This is a genomic window from Acinetobacter sp. GXMZU3951 (genome assembly GCF_054457875.1).
In genome coordinates, this window is sequence record NZ_JBTLFO010000003.1 from 77,776 (window position 1) to 99,568 (window position 21,793).

The window sequence follows — 21,793 nt, forward strand, 5'->3', positions numbered from 1 at the left end:
CCTCTCAATTATTCAACAAATGCTGGTTCAGCATCTGTCTTCTCTGTTGGTGCTTCAGCTTCTGCGGATGAAGTCGATGACTTCCCTGCACCTGCAGTAATAAATTTACTAATCAGATCTTCAAGATCCATTGTGCCTTGCGTATTGGCAATTGCTGCACCACGTTTGACGTAGTTCAAACCACCGCCTGGAACAACTTTTAGATATTTCTCACCCAACAGACCATTGGTTGCTACCATTATGTAAGCATCCTCATCAATGCTGGTGATGGATTTCATGTTCGCAATAAGTTGCTGTTCCATTTCTTTTTGTTTCTCTGGCGTTGCTTCACTATATTCTGTGCTATAGCGCAGCTCTTCCAGAGCATTGTTTTCAACAGTCTTCAATTGCTCTGCGTTGAATGAGGTTAACTTGCCATCCAACTCAAAATGTACCGTTGCCAAACGTGTCACGGGGTCTAGGGTAATATCGGTGACACGACCAATCGTGACCCCACTCATAGTGACTTTTGCGCGCGGTTTTAAACCGTTTACATTATCAAACTGGGCCGTCATGTGATAAGCATCTCGTAAATTAGTGCCTACCAGACCACTCACTTTCATTGCCAAGAAAAATAATGCAACACCGAAGACAATGACAAAAAATCCTACGGCCAGCTCACTTGCACGTGATTTCATTAAACCCCTCCGAACATGACCGCAGTCAACACAAAATCAAAACCTAATACACAAAGCGAAGAATACACCACGGTACGCGTGGTCGAGGTTGCAATACCTTCCGAAGTCGGGACACAGGCATAACCCTGATAGACTGCAATCCAAGTACAAAGGATGGCGAAGACAATACTCTTAATAATCGTGCCATTAAAGATATCTTTATAGAATTGCACATTACTTTGCATGCCACTCCAGAAAGATCCTTCATCGACGCCCAAAAAATCTACGCCAACCATTTTTCCGCCAATAATACCAATCGCGGCAAAAATCACACTCAGCATCGGCAAGCTCACGATCCCTGCCCATAACCGTGGCGAAACAATCCGTTTTAAAGGATCAACCCCGATCATTTCCATGCTGGACAATTGCTCAGTGGCTTTCATTAAACCGATTTCCGCAGTCAGTGCAGAACCTGCACGACCTGCAAACAGTAATGCCGCAACCACTGGTGCTAATTCACGCAACAAGGTGAGCGACACCATGGTACCCAACATGGCTTCTGAACCAATGTTGACCAAGATGGAATAGCCCTGTAAGCCCAAAACCAAACCAATGAACAGTCCCGAAACCGAAATAATCAGCAAGGACATCACCCCAACACGGTACATTTGGTAAACAAAAAGTTTGACCCCTAACCATGTCGGTATAGAGCATAGAATTTGCAGCAACATAATCGTTGCAACCCCGACACCCTGAACACTTTGAATAACGCGTCTACCTAATGAGGCAATAGCATTCATGCACGAACCTCGCCTGCCAAATATGCTTGATCACTAAACTGATACTCTACAGGACCTTCTGCAGCCCCCGTGAGGAATTGACGCACAAATGGCGATGCATTGGCTTGTAATTGCTCAGGTGTGCCTTCCCCTTGCACCTTCCCTTCAGCCACCACATAAATATAGTCGGCAATCGATAAGGTTTCACCGACATCATGCGAGACAATAATCGTGGTCAATTCTAATGCTTCACGCAATGAACGGATCAGACGGGTCAGCACCCCCTTCACAATCGGGTCCTGCCCTGCGAAAGGCTCATCATACATAATCAATTCAGGGTCTAAGGCAATTGCACGCGCCAAGGCCACACGACGATTCATCCCGCCCGACAGCTCCGAAGGCATGAGCTTTTCTGTACCGCGTAGTCCGACAGATTCCAGCTTGAGTGCCACCAATTCTGCAATTAGATGCTCTGGCAACTGGGTATGCGCACGCAATGGAAATGCGACATTTTCATAGACACTCATGTCTGTAAATAAGGCACCACTTTGAAAGAGCATGCCCATACGCGCCCGTGCCGCGAACAGTTCATGTCGTGACATATGCCCAATATCTTTTCCATCCAGTAACACCTGTCCATGCTCGGGAGTAAGTTGCCCGCCAATTAAGCGTAACAAGGTGGTTTTTCCTGTACCCGATGGCCCCATAATGGCGGTAATCTGACCACGTCGAATATTCAAACTGACTTGGTCATAAATGATTCGTTCCCCTCGCTTAAAACTCAGCTCTTTGACCTCAATCAAAGACGAATTTTGGAGGGGTGCTTGATTATTCATAGCGGAGAAAGTTCCTGCATTTTTTCAGCACGCATACTATAAAGGATTGAACTATAAAATGTTACCTAGTTACGTCGGGTAAACTGTGTGCAATTTGTTTTTTAATTATAGGATTCTAATTATTGGTATTGAGCGGCACAGCCTTATATTTGGAACACAGCGTTATACAAATTGCGCATAAAAGAAATAAATCAGATTACTCATCAGTAGAATAAAACCAAGATAAGGCATAACTACCTCTTTTAACGAGAACACTAACACGGGCTGTTGTTGTATATTGTTGTTCATATTTGTCATATTTCAACAGAAATTTGACCAAGTATACATTTTTTAAACAATAAACAAAATGACCAAACATAAAAAAACCAGCGCATTGCGCTGGTTTTTTTAGAGTATCGAACTTAGTCGTTGAATTTACGACGTGGACGATCAAAACCACCTTCACGACGTGGACGATCTGAATTAAATTCACGCTTAGGACGGTCTTCACCACCGAAAGTACGCTTAGGACGATCATCACCAAAAGAACGTTGTGGACGGTCGCCAAAACCACCTTCACGACGTGGCGCTGGACGATCACCAAAATCACGTTTTGGACGGTCACCAAAAGAACCTTCACGACGTGGTTTGTAATCTACACGGTTACCACGGTTGTCATCATTCGAATCAAAACGTGGTTTATCGTTGAAACCACCTTCGCGACGTGGACGATCAGAGCTGAATTCACGCTTTGGACGATCATCAAAAGAACGTTGCGGACGATCACCGAAACCGCCTTCACGACGTGGCGCTGGACGATCACCAAAATCACGTTTTGGACGGTCATCAAAAGAACGTTGTGGACGATCACCGAAACCGCCTTCACGACGTGGACGATCATTATTAAACTCACGACGTGGACGATCTTCACCACCAAATGATGGACGATCACCACGAGGTTTGTCATCGTAGCTACGACGTGGACGATCTTCACCGCCTTCACGACGTTTAAAGTTCGACTCACCTTCGAAACGACGACCACCACCGAAACCACCACGGCCGCCATCACGACCACCACGGCCACGACCACCGCCATCACGGCCACGACCGCCACCATCACGACCACCGCGTGCAGGAGGTGGAGATGGCTCAAGGCCTTCAATTTCAGATACTTCTAAACGTGCATCTAAGTAATCTTCTAAAGCACGGATTTTACCGCGTTCACGGTAAGTCGCTAAAGTAATCGCTTTACCAGTACGGCCCGCACGACCTGTACGACCAATACGGTGTACATAGTCTTCGTTCTTCATTGGAAGACCGAAGTTAATTACGTGAGAAATTGTTGGTACGTCAAGACCACGTGCTGCAACGTCAGTCGCAACTAAGATCTTCGCACGACCTTCACGAATGCTACGTAAACGACGGTTACGAACTGTTTGTGGCATTGCACCGTGAAGTGCAACAACTGAGTGACCTGCTTCAGCAAGTTCTTCAGCCAACATATCTGTATCTTCTTGTGTAGATGCAAATACAACCGCTTGATCAAGATCTTCTTCGCTCAACCAGTGAGTCAAAAGTTTTTTCTTGTGCTCAAAGCCATCAGTCCAGTGTAAAGTCTGAGTGATGTCTGTATTGGTTGAGTGACCTGTTTCAATTGCAATACGCTCAGGTTCATTCATCATGCGTTCAGCAAGCGTAATGATGCGTGGTGCAAAAGTTGCAGAGAACATTAAGGTTTGTTTACGGTTCGCAGCAAGATCGCTAATTGCTTCTAGGTCTTCAGAGAAACCTAGGTCAAGCATACGGTCAGCTTCGTCAACAATTAGAGCGTCAACTTTATCAAGTTTGATTTGACGACGGTTCACAAGGTCAAGTAAACGACCTGGTGTTGCAACAACAACTTGCGCACCTTTTAACTGTTGGATTTGCTTACCAAATGGCATACCGCCCATGATCGCAGCAATACGTGCACCTTTCATGTGACGTACAAATGCAATTGCGTCTTGGCTCACTTGTTGCGCCAACTCACGTGTTGGGCAAAGAACTAAAATATTCGGTTGAGTAATTGCTTTCATACGTTCTTTGAACGGAACGAAAGTCTCTTGGCCTGCAAGTGCGTTTAACGTTGGAAGTAAGAACGCTGCAGTTTTACCTGAACCTGTTTGGCTTGATACAAGAAGGTCTTTACCTTCTAAAGCAGCAGGAATCGATTGTTCCTGTACAGGCGTAGGTGATGTAAAACCTAGGCTTTGTAAAGCTTGTTGTAACGATTCATGTAAAGGAAATTCAGCAAAAGTTTTGCTCATAGAGTTTTTCACCCGAAAACTGGGTGCTCCATTAAAATAAAGTCAAATGGACATCGACAAAAAGCGGTACAGCAATATACGCTGACAATCTTTAGAATCAGCGGCGATCCGAGTAACGACGATGTGATATAACGCACGCATGATTACGGCATAACCTGAAGGAATCGCTTTAGCGATTGGGGCGCGAGATATCGTCCTCTCTATGGACCGCACGCGCATACACAATGATAAGAAGAGAAATGTTCAGGTAACGAACAGAAATTAAGTGCGTGGCGAGATTATAACAGCATATTTTTAAAAGTCACCTTTTTTAATCGACTTTTACCATTTTTTTACAAAATATTATTCAAAGATGCAATTAAGGCATGGAATTGTATAAAAAAAAGCCCTCAGATTTTGAGAGCTTTTTTTGTCATGACTTGATCACGCAAGCATTCGATTACTTGGCTGCTTCGCCCCATGCTGGCACAACGGCCTGCATTAATGGCTTAAGCATTTTCATTGAACATGCAAGTACTTGACCATTTTCCATAGAGTCGCTACCACCACGCGCATCGACCACAGTACCACCTGCTTCTTTCACAATCAGTTCGCCTGCTGCGATATCCCAAGGCTTAAGACCCAATTCGAAATAACCGTCATAACGACCAGCCGCCACATAAGCAAGATCTAATGCAGCAGAACCAGCACGGCGATATTGCGCACCTGCTTCAGTCACGTTCAATAACGATTCGAAATGGTTTTTCGCATAAGAAACAATTGCACCATTACGCTTAGCACGGTAAGCATGACCCACAGCCAAGAAGGTATTCTCTAGGCTGTCTTTCACGTTTACACGGATACGACGTTGGTTCATCATGGCACCACGACCACGACTTGCAGAGAACAACTCATCACGCACAGGATCATAAATTACCCCGTGTTGAGTGACACCTTTATGTTGCACAGCAATTGAAATACAGAAATGCGGTAAGCCGTTTACGAAGTTCAGTGTGCCATCTAGCGGATCGATCACCCAACACCAATCGGCATCGTGACCTTTACCTTCTTGCATTCCAAATTCTTCGCCAAGGAAACTGTGGTTTTTATAGCTTTTACGTAGTGTATCGATGGTCAATTGTTCCAAATAACGGTCTACACGCGTTACCGGACCATCAATTCCTTTTTCTTCGACTTGTAGATCAAGTTTATGACGATTTTGATGCGCTTTTAAAAGCTCTTGACCGACTGTTTGAGCCGCACGCGCAGCCATCACCACCATAGGTTCCATTGAACACCCACTACAAATATGAAGAGATTGATTAAAGAATAATGCATAAAAGCCCTTATATCTTAACAAATATAAGCGCTTTTAGGGAAAAAATGTTTCGAAAATTTAGCTGGAGTTTAGCTTACATTTTGTACAAGCTTCGACCAGACCGATTCTACTGATTTTACAATACCTTGTGCATCTAGGCCTGCCTGCTGCAACATCTGACTATGCGTTGCCTGATGCATAAAGTTATCGGCCAAGCCTAAATTCAGCATGGGTTTAACGATTTGTGCTTGTGCCAGATATTCATTGACGGCACTCCCAGCACCGGCCATGACCGCATGCTCTTCAACCGTCACAAACAATTGTGTTTGCTCTGCTAGGCTGGATAGCATCTGCTCATCGAGCGGTTTCACAAAGCGCATGTTCACCACACGCACTCCCACTTCGAGTTGCTGTGCAAGTGTATGTGCTGCTTCTACAGAGGCCGCTACACGACTACCAAAGGCCAGAATGCTGATCTGCTCCTCAGCTGCTTCGTTCAATTGCAAAACAATTTCTGCACGACCAATGTCCAGCGCAGTCAACTGCTGCTGAATTTCCACACCCAAGCCATTGCCACGTGGGTAACGCACCGCAGCTGGTCCTGGATACAAATAGGCGGTATGTAGCATTTGGCGACATTCGTTTTCGTCTTTCGGTGCCATAATCACCATATTCGGTACCGTACGCATAAAGGCATAATCATATGCCCCTGCATGTGTTGGTCCGTCTTCACCAACCAAACCAGCACGGTCAATACCGAAGGTCACGTCCAGATTTTGCAAAGCCACATCATGAATAAGCTGGTCATAACCACGCTGCAAGAAAGTCGAATAAATCGCGACTACCGGTTTTAAGCCTTCACAAGCCATACCTGCAGCCAAGGTCACTGCATGTTGTTCCGCAATCGCCACATCAAAGAAACGTTTCGGATATTGCTGGGCAAATTTCACCATGCCTGAGCCTTCACACATGGCTGGTGTAATCGCCAACAAACGTGCATCTTGTGCCGCTTCATCACATAACCACTGACCAAACACATCTGAGTACTTCGGTGCGGTCTGAGGGGCAGCCTTGGCATTTATTTTGGTAATGGCATGGTATTTAATCTGGTTGGCTTCAGCAGGCGCAAACCCTTTGCCCTTTTTGGTATAGACATGAATCAAACGTGGACCAGTCCGTTTTTTCAACGCTTCAAAGACCTGTGCCAACTCTTTGACATTGTGGCCATCGAAGGGGCCAAAATAATCGAAACCAATGGCTTTAAATAAGTTATCCGCTGCTTCAGTTGCCGATTGATGCAAGCGTGAGTTGTACGACCATTTAGGATGCGGTTGTATGTAGGCTTCACCTTGCTCTGAAATATGCACCGACTGACCACTTTCCCAAATCGCCGCCAAATGCTTGGCAAAACCACCTGTGCTACAAGAAATTGACATGTCGTTGTCATTCAGGACCACGATCAGATCGGCATTATGCGCGACCGCATCATTCATGGCTTCAAATGCCATGCCCGCAGTCATGGCACCATCCCCAACAATTGCCACCACTTCACAAGGATTCTGTTGGTAACGGCGTGCCAAGGCCATACCCAGCCCTGCCGAAATTGCCGTCGAGGAATGTCCAACACCAAAGGTATCAAAGATTGATTCTTCCCGCGCAGGGAAAGCCGCCAAGCCATCTTTGGAACGGATTGTGGTTAATTGTTCACGGCGTCCTGTGAGGGCCTTGTGTGGATAGGCCTGATGCCCCACATCCCAAATTAAACGATCCTCTGGGGTATTAAAACAGTAATGTAACGCTACCGTGAGCTCGATCACACCTAGATTTGCGCCAAAGTGTCCGCCGCTTTGTCCAGCTGCATACAAAATAAATTGACGTAACTCATCCGCCACTTGTGGTAGTTGATCACGCGCGAGCAAACGAAGTTGTTGTGGATGATCTATCGTATCCAGCAACGGTGTGACAGGGCGTTGAGTTGGAATTTCTGTATACAACATATGTGGCAAAGCCTTCTAAAGCCTGGCAAATCCTAAGCTAGGTAAATGGGTTACTCGATCATAGTCGAATGATATCACCTTCAATCAGCCACATTTCTGGCGATGCATGCTTGAGTATAAAACTCAATTGGCGTTTTTTGGTGCGTAGATTATCCTGAATAATCTAACTATTTATCAACTATTATCGTTCGCTTTCTACAAAAAAGAAAATCTTGCGTACAATTTCCGCTTCACTATTCTACTAATGTCCAAGCATTACGCTATACTTTAGTCAATTTATAAACTATGTAACGGGTTAAACAGTGCCTATAGAATTTGTCGCAACTTCTCGCCTTCCCACTGCTTTTGGTGAATTTAAAATTACGGTCTTCCAAGATCCGAAAACAGGTGAAGAACATGTGGCGCTCTCTAAAGGACTCGATACACCACCTACGGGTCCAGTATTGGTGCGTATTCACTCCGAATGTTTGACAGGCGATGCGTTCGCCTCATTAAAGTGTGATTGCGGACCTCAGCTACAAGCCACGCAAAAACTGATTAATGACGTCGGACAAGGCGTGATTTTATATCTACGTCAGGAAGGACGCGGTATTGGACTTACCAACAAAATTCGTGCCTATGCCCTGCAAGATCAAGGACATGACACCGTTGATGCCAATCTCATGCTGAACTTGCCTGCAGATGCGCGCCGCTACGATATGTGCAGCATCATGCTGGATCATTTGAATGTGAAAGAAGTCCGTTTAGTGACCAATAATCCATTAAAAATTAAGGCATTAACTGATCTTGGCATTAATGTGATTGATCGTGTACCACTCACGGTGGGATTAAATCCCTTCAATGAAGAGTATTTAAAAACCAAACATGAACGCATGGCGCACATGTACAAAAAGGATGACTTTTAAGTCATCCTTGCGCAAGCTTTTGGGGATTGCTGAATCCCCAAACGTTCAAATTTTAAATCGTCATCGAGAAAATCCGATTATTCGGCATTTTACGACTCAGGCGTAAATCAAAAGCCATGCAGATATTGCGCACAAAAGGCTTCCCCTGCTCGGTAATTTGAATATGATCAGCAGCGATTTGCAATAAGCCGTCTTGTTGCATTTCATCTAATTGTGCTAGCACTTGTGGCAACTCAGGAAAAGCTAAATGAAGGTCTTGCCACGAGGTGGTGAAGGTACACATCAAATTTAAAATATGCTGCCGAATCACCAAGTCTTCATCGCTTAGGATATGCCCACGGTAGACCGGAATTTCATTCTGTTCCAGTCGCGCATAATAATCTTCTAAGGTCTTTTCATTTTGAGCAAAGCTGTACCAACTGTCACTGATCGATGATAACCCTAAGCCAATCATGACTTGGGTTTTCGATGAGGTATAGCCCATAAAATTACGGTGTAAGTTTTCTTGCTGAAAAGCTTGATACATCTTGTCATGTGGCAAGGCAAAATGATCCATGCCAATTTCATGATAACCCTGAGCTATCAGCTTTTTCTTGCCTTCTTCATAGAGCTGACGTTTCAGTTCATCTTTTGGCACATCCTGATCTTTAAAACCGCGTTGCCCATTGCCTTTAATCCAAGGGACATGGGCATAACTGTAAAATGCCAAGCGATCTGGTCTTAAACTATTGGTTTGCTCGATGGTGTGCAGTACATCTGTCAAATTCTGAAAAGGCAGACCAAACACCAAGTCATGCGAAATAGAGGTATAGCCAATTTCTCGTGCCCAGTCGGTGACCTGTTGCACATGTTCAAAAGGCTGAATGCGATGAATGGCTTTTTGGACTTTTTCGTTATAATCTTGCACCCCATAGCTGACCCGGCGGAAGCCAAGATCATACAAGGCTTGTAAATGTTCGCGCGTGGTATTGTTAGGATGCCCTTCAAAACTAAATTCATATTCTTCGGCAATGTCAGCTTGCGCCAAAAGTCCTTGAATCAACTGGGTCAAATGTTCGACCGAAAAGAAGGTGGGTGTGCCACCACCCAAGTGAATTTCTTTAATGATCGGTTTATCAACCAATAACTCACAATACAAATCCCACTCTTTTAGTAGCGCCTGAATATAAGGCTGTTCCATCTCATGCTTTTTAGTGACGCGTTTATGGCAACCGCAGAAGGTACACAAGCTTTCGCAAAATGGCAGATGGATATATAAACTGATCCCTTCACGCGCATTCGATTCATCAAATGCCCGTTTTAAGCTTTGTTTCCACGCAGCCAAGCGAAAGTCTTGTTCTTGCCAATACGGTACAGTGGGATAACTGGTATAGCGTGGACCTGCAACATTGTATTTTTGAATGAGTGAACTGGCTTGAGTCATAGACGCCCTATCTGAGTTTCTGCCTGTAGCAACACGCTGTATCCGTCTATTGTGCGGAGCTTGTCCCGAGAATTCAACCTAGCCTTTTAGTCGGAATAATCGCTGTCAGATCAGACAGATACTGCAGCAGCAACCCTGAGCCTAGCAGAGCCACTTAAGAAAAAAACCTTAAGTTTTTTATAAATTTATGGTACATGTTAATCCGTCTTTCATTTTTCTTTAGAGGGTTGAGATGCAACATCCAACGTCCACCGATATTCAACGTGTTCGTGAGTTTCTCCTCGATTTACAAGCCCGTATTTGTGCCAGCCTAGAACAACAAGAACGCGCTGGTGGTGGAACTGCTGAATTTGTGATTGATGATTGGCAACGCCCAGAAGGCGGTGGCGGACGTTCCCGCGTTTTGCAAAATGGTACGGTCATTGAAAAAGGCGGGGTGATGTTCTCGCATATCAATATTTCCAAGCTGCCCGCTTCTGCGACTGAACGCCATCCGTCCATCGCAGGGGCTAAAGCGCAAGCCATGGGGGTATCCTTGGTGATTCACCCAAAAAATCCGAATGTGCCGACCTCGCATGCCAATGTCCGGCTATTTGTCGCGGAACCTGAAGGACAAGACCCGATCTGGTGGTTCGGGGGTGGCTTCGATTTAACCCCATTTTATCCGAATGATGAAGATGTCTGGGCTTGGCATAACACAGCCGCTGAATTGTGTGCCCCATTTGGCAGCGAAGTGTATGCACAACACAAGCAATGGTGTGATGATTATTTTTATCTCAAACATCGTGATGAACAGCGTGGTGTCGGTGGTTTATTTTTTGATGACTTGAATCAATGGGACTTTGACACTTGTTTTAACTATATTCAAGCCGTCGGTAATGGCTACTTAGAGGCAATTCTCCCGATCTTCAAAAAAAATCAGGATAAACCCTATACTGAAGCGCAACGCGAATTCCAGCTGTACCGTCGTGGTCGTTATGTCGAATATAATCTGGTTTATGATCGCGGTACCCTATTTGGCTTGCAAACGGGCGGACGAATTGAGTCCATCTTGGTCAGCCTGCCTAATCTGGCAGCATGGTCTTATCGCCCAGAATGGGAACAAGACAGCCCTGAACAACGCCTGAGTGAATACTATTTAAAACCTCATGACTGGTTAAGCGAACTCGCTCCCAAATAAATCACCATCCTCTAAAAAAATAGCCATGCCTTACAAAGTGGCTATTTTTTTTGCAAGCCGGATACCTTATTTGAACTAAACAGACATCTTCGTTTACAGCTTTTCACGGCACCTAGACCAGAATTCGATTACACTGCATTATCACAGGTGAGCTGAATTCAAGATAAAGATCGATGAGCAGTAGCCCCTTTTACTACTTTTAGGTTTTTAAAATGATTAAAACAATGCAATCAAAAACACTGCTGTTCTGGACGATGCTTGGCACCTTTTGTGCCGCACTGAGTATTAATCTGATCTATGAATATGCACTGAGCGATCATCTGAGTCTCAGTATCACGATTTTGGCGGGGATGGTGTTAGTCATCGTGCTATTCTTATTTTTAATTGATCTGGTACAAGACATCTGTAACCCTTAAACACAGCAGGTGAATTCCAGTCTGTCTTTCACTCAGCCATCCAAGCCCCCAAGACTTTAGCATCCGGTTAAATTGCCGTATAGTGCTGCATATTTCTCCACTGGAACTTGTGTGATGAGCAAACAGTTTGCCGTAATCGGGAATCCTATTGAGCAGTCTCGCTCCCCAGAGCTGCACCATGCTTTTGCAGAAAAAACGGGCATAGATCTGCACTACAGCAAACGTTTAGCCCCACTCGATGGTTTTGAAGCCAGCGTCACGGACTTTTTTGCGCACGGTGGCAGTGGGATGAACGTGACTGTGCCCTTCAAAGAACAAGCCTTTGCACAATGTCAGGTCCTGACTGAGCGCGCCAAAATGGCTAAAGCCGTCAACACCCTGTGGATGCAGGATGGAAAACTGTATGGCGATAACACCGATGGTCAAGGACTGGTAGACGCCATTCATGCCCTAGGTTGGTCACTGCAGCACAGTCGTATTCTGATTTTAGGTGCTGGCGGGGCGACACGAGGGGTCATCTATCCATTGGTGCAAGCCGGTGCCAAGAAAATTGTGATTGCCAACCGGACCTTAGCGCGTGCAGAACAATTGGTTGCTGATTTACAGCAGTATGTCCCTCAAGCAGAACTCAGCGCAACCGCGCTTACAGATCTCAGCGGTGAGTTTGATTTGGTGATTAATGCCACATCTGCCAGCCTCAGTGGTGAAGCATTAATTCTGCCTGAACAACTGCAATTCCAGCATGCCTATGAAATGGCCTATGGCAAACCCTCGAGCTTTCTCGATCAAGCCAAGGCTCGCGGTGTGCCGACTTCAGAAGGTTTTGGCATGCTGGTCGGTCAAGCGATTGAAGCCTTTTTCATTTGGAATGGGGTCAAGCCAGAATTAAAAGATTTTCTCTAAGCCTCTAAGCTTGCCTAAATACCCCTCATAAAAAAACCAGCCTCCATCGGCTGGTTTTTTTATCTAAAGGGCTATTTCTGATGCGTCACAATATCGATATAGGCTTTTTCATACAGATCGAAATCAAACAAGCCATCATAGTCTGTTGTTAACTGGGCAATCGATTTTTCTGAAAGCTTGTGCTTACGATCATCAGCAAAAGCTTGTCCCAGTACCGCTGCGGCACCGGTGAGCGCTTTGCTCTGTTCCGCATTCAAATCATAATCATCTTTGAACAGTTCAGCATAATAGTGGGCAAACAGGGCTTGCGGAGTTTTGTATTGTTGCATGCGTTTATTCCACGCTTGACGCTCTTCTGCACCCGCTGAAGCGTCTTGCACAATACGGGCAACGCTATAGCCCAAATCATCGAACTGGTCGGGCTCTAACAATTTATGCTTTTGTTTCAGAGCATTCAAACGCGTTAAGGCTTTGCCTTTTGGCTCTTCTAAACGGTCATTAAAGCGATAGGCATAAACTTCAGCAATTTCATTCAATTCACTGTTGCTATAGTGTTGCATCAGTTCAGGGCGATGCGCTGACAGCATCAGCACAAATACCGCCTGATAAGTCTTCAGATAAGAATCGGTCTTGGCAAAGGTTTCGCCAGCCAATTCCGACAGTTGTTCATCAAAACTCAAGCTATCCTGCGCGTTCTCCGCGACATTTTCCGAGATCCCTAAAGACTCGGTAAAACCTTTGATGGCATTTTCCAACATTGAGCCTTTGGTCACTTCTTCGACGGACTTGGCTTCACGTAAGGCTTTTTTATCAATTGGGGTGGCCTGTCCATAATTCGACACTTGCATGTCTATATGCACTCCCATCTTACCGATGGTGTCATCACTCAATTGCAACTGATAATCTAAATCGACTGCGCGACCTTGCGCATCTAAGCCCATAACGATGCTGACTGGCATGTCTTGACCACTGTCTGCCAGTGCGGTCTGAATTTCGGCTTGGTGTTTGACCCACAAGGCTTTAAAGGCTTGCACATCGGTCAACTGCTCGCTGACATAAGGGGCAAAAATCGCTTGCACCTGTTGCATCGCGCTCAGCTTCTGTTCCAAACTCGAAGTGCTCGCTGCAGTTGGCGAGGTATTTTCAGCATCTTGCAGCAGTTTCACCCCATAATAGTCACGACAGAAAGTCACATCACCTATTGCCAAATGCTTCTTGCTACCTAAGAGTGCTTCACAAGCCTGTTCAGACAATAAGCTGTTTTCTTCTGCATCAACTGCACGGGCATCCACATCGGCATGGCTCTCATTCTCGGTATCGGCATACGCGGATTCAGCGCTATCACAGGTCGCCTGATCCCCCCCACAATCTGCCTCCTCAGCCTCAACCCCATCCTGTGCGGCATCTTGTCCTGAATAAAGCAACTCATCCAAGCGTTCATTAATTAAACTGCTGACACGCTCTGATGAGGCATAGGCTTGGGCACTGATTGAACCACCCGCCTCTTCAGCGGCTGCGACGACTTTCTCAGCTTCTGCCGTTGGTGCCACAGCATCTTCGCCCACAGAATCTGACTCAACCAAGCCCAAAACCTGCTGATTGAAATACGGGTTATTGATCTGCTCAAACGCACTCATCTGTAACATCAAGGTAGCTAAATCCCCTTGATAGCGAATTTTATTGCTGATGCCTTGTTGTTTTTCTTGTGCGGTGACATTCACTCGCTGTAACTGCTTTTCATCCGCCAGTGCATAAGGCAAAGCATTGACTTGTTTCAAATAGTCGACCAACTTCGGCAGGTTGACTCGTTGAATGTCTTGCTTATATTTAGAAAAATCAAGATAAGCATAAGAAGCCTGACTTTCACGATTCACCAAATATGGCATCAAGGCGAAATAGTTGGCATAGAACTTATAGTTTTGGAAATCGACCACCATCGGTAACTTGGCTTCGACCAGTAAGGTTGGCTTCTGGTATTTCGCAACCAAATTTAACGAGGCCATTTTGTCTCGATAATGCACCGAACCATCATAGCTGATGTGCAAATCATTCATAAAATTCATGGCACCTGCAGCAATGCGTGCTGCCGATGAATCGCCCCTTGTGCCGTACATGGCATAAGGATTTTGTGCTGTGGCAATCGCATTATACAAGGCTTGTTTTTGTTGCTTATTTAACGCTAACTTTTGCTGTTTGATATATTGATCTAACTGCTTTTGCAATGCCGGATCGAGATTTTGAGGGAGCTGTTGTGCCTCGTTGGAAGCCGTCAGCTGACTACGACTGGTATCGAATTGAAAACCCATCGTGCCACGATAATCATAACTCGGAGATTCGTACATGGCATTCACGCCAGCTGCCGCTTGTTGTTGCAAAGAGTTCTGCGTAGAAGATGCATTCGAATTGGATTTTATGACATGCTGGGAGCAACCGATCATGCTCAAACTTAAAAGACAGCAACTTAAATATTTTAAACGCATAGGTTTTTTTAAACCCCTTATTTATTTATACTTTAATACATCAAGAAATTTGATTATTTGATCAAAAGACCGCGGATACTGTAGCAAAAAAATACAATATTTTGATAACATTTTTTAAGTCAATTAGCCTTTCTGACATTTTTATTAGGCTACACTATCAATGTATTTTTATAACTAATGTGAATAATCAAATTATCGATTCGGATAATCCAAAAACTATTTCTAAATTAGGATTAATATCATGCCAGCATATAAAGCCCCTCTACACGACATTCGCTTTTTAATGAATGAAGTGTTTGATTACCCAGCACATTACAAAACTTTATCCAATGGCGAACTCGCCGATGCTGACACTGTAGACATGATTCTAGAAGGTGCGGCGGATTTCTGTGAAAACGTACTCTCCCCTCTCAACCAGTCTGGTGATGAGGAAGGTTGTCACTTTGACAATGGTGAAGTAAAAACCCCTAAAGGTTTTAAAGAAGCCTATGACCAGTTTGTCCAAGGTGGCTGGCAAGGTCTGTCTTTCCCTGAAGAGTTTGGTGGGCAAAACTTACCGCAATCCCTCAACCTGATTAAATCGGAAATGATGGGTACTGCGAACTGGTCTTTCCAGATGTACCCAGGTTTAAGTATTGGCTGTATGAACACTATTTTGCAGTTTGGTACGGATGAACAAAAAAATCTGTATATGCCAAATTTAGTCGCGGGGACTTGGTCTGGCACCATGTGTTTGACTGAACCGCAATGTGGTACCGACTTGGGTCAAGTCAAAACCAAAGCAGAACCGAATACGGATGGTACCTATAACATTTCGGGCACCAAAATTTTCATTTCGGCAGGTGAACATGACCTGACCGAAAACATTGTGCATATTGTCTTGGCACGTTTACCCGATGCGCCTGCGGGCACCAAAGGTATTTCGCTATTTATCGTGCCGAAATTCTTGGTCAATGAAGATGGCAGCTTAGGTGAACGCAACCCTGTCACCTGTGGTTCGATTGAACACAAAATGGGGATTCGCGCTTCTGCTACTTCGGTATTGAACTTTGACAATGCCGTGGGCTATTTGATTGGTGAACCAAACAAAGGCTTACATGCCATGTTTACCTTTATGAATACCGCGCGTATTGGGACGGCTATTCAAGGTATTGCCCATGCCGAATTGTCATTCCAAGGCGCATTGCCTTATGCCAAGGAACGTATGTCCATGCGCGCACTTTCAGGTAAAAAAGACCCTGAAAAAGTGGCGGATGCGATTATTCACCATGCCGATGTGCGTCGCATGTTACTCACGCAAAAAGCCATTGCTGAAGGTGGTCGTGCCATGATTTATCATGCTGCGCAAATTGCCGATAAAATGGCGGATGCTCTAACACGTGGTGATACCGCAGCCTTTGAAGAGCATGATGACCATTTAGGTTTCTATACCCCTATCTTAAAAGGCTTTTTAACCGAGTTGGGCTTTGAAGCCGCCAATCATGGTATGCAAGTGTATGGTGGGCACGGCTACATTAAAGAATGGGGCATGGAACAAATTGTCCGTGACGCCCGTATCGCAACTCTTTACGAAGGCACAACGGGTGTTCAAGCACTGGATTTGATTGGCCGTAAAGTGCTACTCACCTCTAAAGGTAAAGTGATTCGTGACTACACCGCTGAAATTTTGAAATTCTGTGGTGTACATGCACGCAATAAATACATGCGTCGTTTTGCATGGGATTTAACCAAGTTATGTGCACAATGGAATGCCCTCACCGTCCGCATTATGCTGGCAGCACGTAAGGATCGTGACATCGTGTCGAGCGCTTCTGTCGACTTCTTAATGTTCTCAGGTTATGTGATGATGGCCTACTTCTGGGCACAACAAGCTGCGGTGGCTTCTGCCAAACTTGCTGCGGGTGAAGGTCAAGAAACCGCGGAATTCTATAAAGCCAAAATTAAAGTGGCAGACTTCTACTTTGAGCGTTTGTTACCGCGCACTCAAGGTCATGCTGAAGCGATGGTCAATCCTTCTCGCACCATGACTTCTTTGGCTGCGGAACATTTTAGTTTTGATTACTAAGTTCTAAACCCATAAAAAAGACTGCTAAGGCGGTCTTTTTTATTCTTTGCATCGCTTTTCATTTCTCTACTGAACTTCTTCCAATAAAGCTTGAGCTGCCATTTTACCCAAGGTATTCGATGCCAACGGGCTATCGCCTGTAATTAACTTACGGTCTTGAATACATTGTCCCGACATCTCTTTATTAACCACTTCAACACCCAGTTGTTCGAGGCGTTCCGCCAATAACCAAGGTAACTCTCCCGGCATATAACCAATATCTAGGTTTGCCCCTTGATCAAGTGCATCGGGGAAAACACACATTTTATAGCCTTTAAAAATATAATTTTCTGGTGCTTCATTCACAGCCGCTGCCAATAACCCTGCTGGTCCATGACACAAAGAAATCACAAATTTATCTTTGGCTACCGCCCATTTCAATAAAGTTTTTAAGTCTTCACTTTGAGGTAAACCAATTAAAGCACCATGCCCACCGGGAATAAGGACAGCCAAATAGGGAGAATCCTCACCTAAACTATTTTTTAATACATCTGCAAGTTTTAAAGGCTTTTTAAACTGGGCTAAATATTTTTGGAATGTTGCTGGCACCACAGCATCTTCATGAGGCATCGCCCACATTTCAAGCTTGACAGGATTGCCCGATAAGGTCGCAATATCAATTTTGAAACCCGCACGATCTAAATGATACATCGGCAACAAGGTTTCTACAGGATGATTGCCCGTAGAAAAGAATTTTCCATTTTTCATGAGCAAATAGCGTTCATCGCTTGCAATCATCAGAATTTTTTTATGCCCAGTATAAGGCGTAGGATAGTCCGTGCCATCAAAATCAGTTTTACTGGCAGTGTATTGAGAAAGTGAATAAGGTGAAGGGAAAAAGGCATTGTCTTCAGCTAAATCAGGGGTTGGATTACGGTCTTGGCTGGCCTGTACCATACGAATTCTCCGTTATTATTGCGTGGTTTTTTTTCAATTTTTCGAAACCTAAAGTCCTGCACTACAGCGCATTTATTCAGCATAACAAAGTTTCACAGTGGCACTGTTTTAAGATGTAATTCGAAGCTTTTAATGTTGTTGTAGCACTTTCAAAATCTGCCAAAACCATTCTGGGATGATGATAAGGCATTTTGGGTGTTTCTATTGCTTTGACGGTGTTATCCATGTCCATCAAATTCAAAGTTTTTATAAAAATGTATCCATATTGCTTTAGGGTATTTTTTAAATCATCTGGTATCATTTTAATTTTTAATTAAAAAATTTTTGGATTATAGATTTATTTTTTCTTAATTTTCAAATTTATCTAAAGTTAACATAATAAGCGTTATACATAACATGTATATCAAATCAAAACTTTATCGCATGAAATCCAGCCCAATTAATCCTACATATTAAGAGAAACTTTGCTGCTGATTTTAAACAGCATTAAAAGTAAAAAAATGAACTGTTCAAAAGTATAAATCTTTCAAAATATTAGATTAAAAAATATAGTACACCTAGGATTGAAGCAGCTCTTTAATCGTTATTAGCTCTGCAATACAGGACTTTTCCTCAATAAAAAGAATCTAACTATCTTTAGATAGTTAGATTCTGCTTTAAGTTATTGAATAGAATTATTTTACAGTTACAGTAATAGCACCTGTATTTACTGCACCAACCGCTGTTGTTTCAATGTCACCCAGTGTATTAGTAAAGCCTGTGGTATTCACAGAAGCATTGATATCACCTGAATTAAAGGCAACGTTGGCTGCAGCATAGTTACTGGCTGTACTTGCCGCTGATGATGCATTACTTGTACTGATTTCTGCCTCGACTCCAGCTGCGATTGCTGATGTGAATGCCTCACTCGCAGTATTGTAATAGTTATTAGCGTTATAGTACCAACCACTAATACTGCTATTACTGCTAGAAGAGTCACTAGAAGACCCACTACCGAACCATCCGTGATCGTACTCTTCATTTTCTGAAGATGCTTGACCAGCTGAAGCTTGTCCACCTGCAGCGGTTTGGTTAGAACTTTCCGTAGTCTCTGAACCTGCTTCACTTACAGAACCTGCCATACCAGCTTTAAAGCTACCATCTAAGGTGACGGTATTACTGACAGTCGAACTGCCCTGTTGAAGATTAATGGTACCTGTATTGGCTGCACCAAGTGCCATAGTTTTAATATCTCCCGTCAATGAGTTAACTGACTTACCATCTATTTCAAATCCATGATAACTTTTACTGAGATCAAAACCCTCTCCAGTTGTATTCACACTTGCATTCACATCACCTGTATTGATTGCAAGATTTAATGCGGAGCCATCCATACCTTGTTTAGCAATTGTAGCTAGGGTGTTTGTTAAATTAGTATCGACAGAGATTTCCGTGTCAGCCATAGCCACGCTAGATAGACATGCTACTGATATCGATAAAACGAGTGTTTTAATTGACGTATTCATGATTATGTCCTTGCTTATACTGAAATACTCCTCGCTAAGTACTTCTTTTTTTCATCGCACTGGGAGCGAGCCCATTTAATATTTGTTTAATCCCGTTGAGTTGTAGACCAATAATTTTCAACAACTGCTGGGTTTGCACTCCAAAGCTGCTGAGGTTGCTCATCTTCTTGCTTATTTTCTGCCTTCACGTGCTTGGTGGGTACAGGCGGATTTTGGCTAATATATTTAATTAAATCTTGTTTACTCATTTCTGGTTCGGCATCAGGGTCCTGAATCAAATCCGATTCCTTTTGCTTAGGTGGCTGAGTATCTTTATTGGGAGTATTTGTAGATTTATTTTTGTCATTGCTTGATGTACTTTTTGCTGTATTCGTCACCTTATCTTGATTAGTTACCGCAGTACTTTTAACAGTCGCTGAAGATTGTGGAGCTATATTTGAAGCTGCACTATTTTGTTGCTGATTAACTTGATACTTATGCAATGCAACTGAACTTCGGGTTAAATTTAATTGCCCGTATTCAGGGGGAATGACTGCCCGACAACTTGCAAAAGATTGAGGTGGAATGACCTGACTTAATAATTCAAAGGTTGCCAAATTCAACATTTGCCGGAGTGCAAAGTTGGTCGCCTCACGCTCCCCCTTGCCTATTTGAATATTCAGCAAAGTATGACCCGCAAATCGACCTGCGTTAATGCCATAATCTTGCGCTACAATTTGCTTTTGTAGAGAAACATTCGCCACTACTCGGCTCGTTCGGGTATCGGTTAACGATAAATCTAGACCAACCATGATCCGGGTTTGACTATATGTGGGACCAACTCCTGCAATTTGCATGTCCAAACCACCACCAGGAATAAAGTCCAAACTGTTGATGCTGCCAGTGACATAATAATCGGACGCCTGAATATTTTTAGGATCACGGATGCCCCACTTTGCCTCACTCTCTATAATGCGTGGATCACGTCGGTTTAAAAGGCTCACACCAGCTTGGAACAACGCAGATTGCACCATGTCACCCGCACCTTGAGTGACCATTTTTCCCGTTCCTCCATCAGTGACCAGATCTTTGCCCGTCTGATCTAAAATTGCACCCACAGAAAAATTTACATCATTGCGTAATTGCCCTTTTAAACAGGACAAAGCCATATCAAAAGGGGTAAAAATATCGGTAATGGGGGGACCCTGTACTAAAGTGACAGGCTTTTTGTTAGAGAATGCAAGGCCAGTACAACCCGTCACGACTTGACTTAAGACCAGCACTGCACTTACAGAAAATACTGTTTTTGTTCTTTTATGATTCAACATAGCGTGGCTCCCGTAAGGGTGCCTAAATTAGGACAGGCTTGATTGGCTTTATTGGTGGTTGAATTCACTTCTGACTCATTCTGCGCATCAGCAGAAATACCCACATTGTTGTCTGAACCGGTAAGATTCACATTACTGGTGGATGAGTTGACTGTACCGACCGAACTGGTCGAAGTCGTATTGCTATAAATGGTGGTTTTGCCTACTCCGTCGTAATAATCCGAATCCATTAACTCAATTAAATTGGCTTGAACCAAATGCTCTGCGGCGCGTGTTCTCGAAGCTTGCCAACGCTGGCTCCATTCATCTGCCGCATAGGAATTTTGCAAAAAAAGCAAACAGCATAATGCTATTTTGATTGCTGCATTTCTCATGGCTGTGACCTTCCATTTTGATCTTTCCAAATATTTAAATTTTATCTAACATAAATATTTAGAAATTCTAACCAAAACGAATTAAACCACATAAATGCAACTAATTTTCATTCAATATACCGGTTGATATATTATCCCTCTTTTAAATTAAAATCAGCTTGTTGTTTTTAGATTAAATGACTAAAACTTGGTATAACCACTTAATTGTAAATAGATATGAATTTAAAAATAGACAAATAAAATATTTAGAATATAAAATAGAGAAAACTAATGTAAATATTAAAACATTAAAACCCACAACTACACATCATTATTTATATTAAACACTAGTTTATATATTTGATTTGATTATTTTAATATTCAAAAATTAAGATTTTTCAAAATCATTTTATATTTTTCTTTTCACATAAAGTTATAACAAAATCATTGCGACTTTATTTTGCATTCGA

At 43.6% G+C, this 21,793-nt stretch carries 17 protein-coding genes; 5 read left to right on the forward strand and 12 right to left on the reverse strand.

Annotated features, from left to right (window positions below; all coding sequences use genetic code 11):
* Positions 1-8: 8 nt before the first annotated feature.
* From mlaD to dxs, 6 genes are all read right to left on the reverse strand, one after another.
* Positions 9-677 (reverse strand): outer membrane lipid asymmetry maintenance protein MlaD, encoded by a 669-nt coding sequence (gene mlaD, locus ACX17N_RS06220; protein ID WP_458891683.1) that lies wholly within the window; start codon positions 675-677, stop codon positions 9-11.
* A complete protein-coding gene (mlaE, locus tag ACX17N_RS06225; RefSeq protein ID WP_458891684.1) occupies positions 677-1,456 on the reverse strand; it encodes a lipid asymmetry maintenance ABC transporter permease subunit MlaE in 780 nt (259 codons plus the stop codon). Before mlaE ends, mlaD begins: the two co-directional genes overlap by 1 nt.
* Positions 1,453-2,271 carry an ABC transporter ATP-binding protein gene (locus ACX17N_RS06230; protein ID WP_458891685.1) on the reverse strand — a complete coding sequence of 273 codons (819 nt, stop codon included), beginning with the start codon at positions 2,269-2,271 and terminating at the stop codon, positions 1,453-1,455. Before ACX17N_RS06230 ends, mlaE begins: the two co-directional genes overlap by 4 nt.
* Before the next feature lie 401 nt (positions 2,272-2,672).
* On the reverse strand, positions 2,673-4,556 hold the full coding sequence (locus ACX17N_RS06235; RefSeq protein ID WP_458891686.1) for a DEAD/DEAH box helicase: 1,884 nt from the start codon (positions 4,554-4,556) through the stop codon (positions 2,673-2,675).
* A 439-nt stretch (positions 4,557-4,995) separates the two neighbouring features.
* Positions 4,996-5,826: an inositol monophosphatase family protein gene (locus ACX17N_RS06240; RefSeq protein ID WP_458891687.1), complete on the reverse strand. Its 831-nt coding sequence runs from the start codon at positions 5,824-5,826 to the stop codon at positions 4,996-4,998.
* Positions 5,827-5,942: 116 nt separating this feature from the next.
* Positions 5,943-7,850 carry a 1-deoxy-D-xylulose-5-phosphate synthase gene (gene dxs, locus ACX17N_RS06245; RefSeq protein WP_458891688.1) on the reverse strand — a complete coding sequence of 636 codons (1,908 nt, stop codon included), beginning with the start codon at positions 7,848-7,850 and terminating at the stop codon, positions 5,943-5,945.
* 302 nt (positions 7,851-8,152) lie between these two features.
* On the opposite strand from dxs, the gene ribA reads away from it, so the two are divergent.
* A complete protein-coding gene (gene ribA, locus ACX17N_RS06250) occupies positions 8,153-8,755 on the forward strand; it encodes a GTP cyclohydrolase II (RefSeq protein ID WP_458891689.1) in 603 nt (200 codons plus the stop codon).
* 52 nt (positions 8,756-8,807) lie between these two features.
* On the opposite strand, the gene hemN is transcribed toward ribA, so the two are convergent.
* A complete protein-coding gene (gene hemN, locus ACX17N_RS06255) occupies positions 8,808-10,178 on the reverse strand; it encodes an oxygen-independent coproporphyrinogen III oxidase (protein WP_458891690.1) in 1,371 nt (456 codons plus the stop codon).
* Positions 10,179-10,410: 232 nt separating this feature from the next.
* Between hemN and hemF the strand changes: the two genes are divergently transcribed.
* The 3 genes from hemF to aroE all read left to right on the forward strand — a co-directional run bounded on the left by hemF (position 10,411) and on the right by aroE (position 12,677).
* On the forward strand, positions 10,411-11,358 hold the full coding sequence (gene hemF / locus ACX17N_RS06260; protein WP_458891691.1) for an oxygen-dependent coproporphyrinogen oxidase: 948 nt from the start codon (positions 10,411-10,413) through the stop codon (positions 11,356-11,358).
* 224 nt (positions 11,359-11,582) lie between these two features.
* Positions 11,583-11,774, forward strand: a complete 192-nt coding sequence (locus tag ACX17N_RS06265; RefSeq protein WP_458891692.1) for a hypothetical protein — start codon at positions 11,583-11,585, stop codon at positions 11,772-11,774.
* A 114-nt stretch (positions 11,775-11,888) separates the two neighbouring features.
* On the forward strand, positions 11,889-12,677 hold the full coding sequence (gene aroE, locus ACX17N_RS06270; protein ID WP_458891693.1) for a shikimate dehydrogenase: 789 nt from the start codon (positions 11,889-11,891) through the stop codon (positions 12,675-12,677).
* 71 nt (positions 12,678-12,748) lie between these two features.
* Here aroE and ACX17N_RS06275 read toward each other — a convergent pair whose 3' ends face one another.
* Positions 12,749-15,052: a hypothetical protein gene (locus ACX17N_RS06275; RefSeq protein WP_458891694.1), complete on the reverse strand. Its 2,304-nt coding sequence runs from the start codon at positions 15,050-15,052 to the stop codon at positions 12,749-12,751.
* Positions 15,053-15,398: 346 nt separating this feature from the next.
* On the opposite strand from ACX17N_RS06275, the gene ACX17N_RS06280 reads away from it, so the two are divergent.
* Positions 15,399-17,222 (forward strand): acyl-CoA dehydrogenase C-terminal domain-containing protein, encoded by a 1,824-nt coding sequence (locus tag ACX17N_RS06280; RefSeq protein ID WP_458891695.1) that lies wholly within the window; start codon positions 15,399-15,401, stop codon positions 17,220-17,222.
* A gap of 66 nt (positions 17,223-17,288) precedes the next feature.
* Here the strand turns inward: ACX17N_RS06280 and hchA are convergent, their stop codons facing one another.
* The 4 genes from hchA to ACX17N_RS06300 form a co-directional block, all read right to left on the reverse strand.
* Positions 17,289-18,158 carry a glyoxalase III HchA gene (gene hchA / locus ACX17N_RS06285; RefSeq protein ID WP_458891696.1) on the reverse strand — a complete coding sequence of 290 codons (870 nt, stop codon included), beginning with the start codon at positions 18,156-18,158 and terminating at the stop codon, positions 17,289-17,291.
* A 674-nt stretch (positions 18,159-18,832) separates the two neighbouring features.
* The gene (locus tag ACX17N_RS06290; protein ID WP_458891697.1) at positions 18,833-19,600 is read right to left on the reverse strand and encodes a hypothetical protein; all 768 of its coding nucleotides are present in this window, start codon (positions 19,598-19,600) and stop codon (positions 18,833-18,835) included.
* Positions 19,601-19,749: 149 nt separating this feature from the next.
* The gene (locus tag ACX17N_RS06295) at positions 19,750-20,970 is read right to left on the reverse strand and encodes a CsgG/HfaB family protein (protein WP_458891698.1); all 1,221 of its coding nucleotides are present in this window, start codon (positions 20,968-20,970) and stop codon (positions 19,750-19,752) included.
* Positions 20,964-21,344 carry a hypothetical protein gene (locus ACX17N_RS06300; protein WP_458891699.1) on the reverse strand — a complete coding sequence of 127 codons (381 nt, stop codon included), beginning with the start codon at positions 21,342-21,344 and terminating at the stop codon, positions 20,964-20,966. The genes ACX17N_RS06295 and ACX17N_RS06300 overlap by 7 nt, the downstream gene beginning before the upstream one ends.
* Positions 21,345-21,793: the final 449 nt, after the last annotated feature.

Bases quoted from the DNA above. Each gene is read 5' to 3' on its own strand.
- mlaD (WP_458891683.1), bottom strand. From the start codon at position 677: ATGAAATCACGTGCAAGTGAGCTGGCCGTAGGATTTTTTGTCATTGTC.
- mlaE (WP_458891684.1), bottom strand. From the start codon at position 1,456: ATGAATGCTATTGCCTCATTAGGTAGACGCGTTATTCAAAGTGTTCAG.
- ACX17N_RS06230 (WP_458891685.1), bottom strand. From the start codon at position 2,271: ATGAATAATCAAGCACCCCTCCAAAATTCGTCTTTGATTGAGGTCAAA.
- ACX17N_RS06235 (WP_458891686.1), bottom strand. From the start codon at position 4,556: ATGAGCAAAACTTTTGCTGAATTTCCTTTACATGAATCGTTACAACAA.
- ACX17N_RS06240 (WP_458891687.1), bottom strand. From the start codon at position 5,826: ATGGAACCTATGGTGGTGATGGCTGCGCGTGCGGCTCAAACAGTCGGT.
- dxs (WP_458891688.1), bottom strand. From the start codon at position 7,850: ATGTTGTATACAGAAATTCCAACTCAACGCCCTGTCACACCGTTGCTG.
- hemN (WP_458891690.1), bottom strand. From the start codon at position 10,178: ATGACTCAAGCCAGTTCACTCATTCAAAAATACAATGTTGCAGGTCCA.
- hemF (WP_458891691.1), top strand. From the start codon at position 10,411: ATGCAACATCCAACGTCCACCGATATTCAACGTGTTCGTGAGTTTCTC.
- ACX17N_RS06265 (WP_458891692.1), top strand. From the start codon at position 11,583: ATGCAATCAAAAACACTGCTGTTCTGGACGATGCTTGGCACCTTTTGT.
- aroE (WP_458891693.1), top strand. From the start codon at position 11,889: ATGAGCAAACAGTTTGCCGTAATCGGGAATCCTATTGAGCAGTCTCGC.
- ACX17N_RS06280 (WP_458891695.1), top strand. From the start codon at position 15,399: ATGCCAGCATATAAAGCCCCTCTACACGACATTCGCTTTTTAATGAAT.
- hchA (WP_458891696.1), bottom strand. From the start codon at position 18,158: ATGGTACAGGCCAGCCAAGACCGTAATCCAACCCCTGATTTAGCTGAA.
- ACX17N_RS06290 (WP_458891697.1), bottom strand. From the start codon at position 19,600: ATGGCTGACACGGAAATCTCTGTCGATACTAATTTAACAAACACCCTA.
- ACX17N_RS06295 (WP_458891698.1), bottom strand. From the start codon at position 20,970: ATGTTGAATCATAAAAGAACAAAAACAGTATTTTCTGTAAGTGCAGTG.
- ACX17N_RS06300 (WP_458891699.1), bottom strand. From the start codon at position 21,344: ATGAGAAATGCAGCAATCAAAATAGCATTATGCTGTTTGCTTTTTTTG.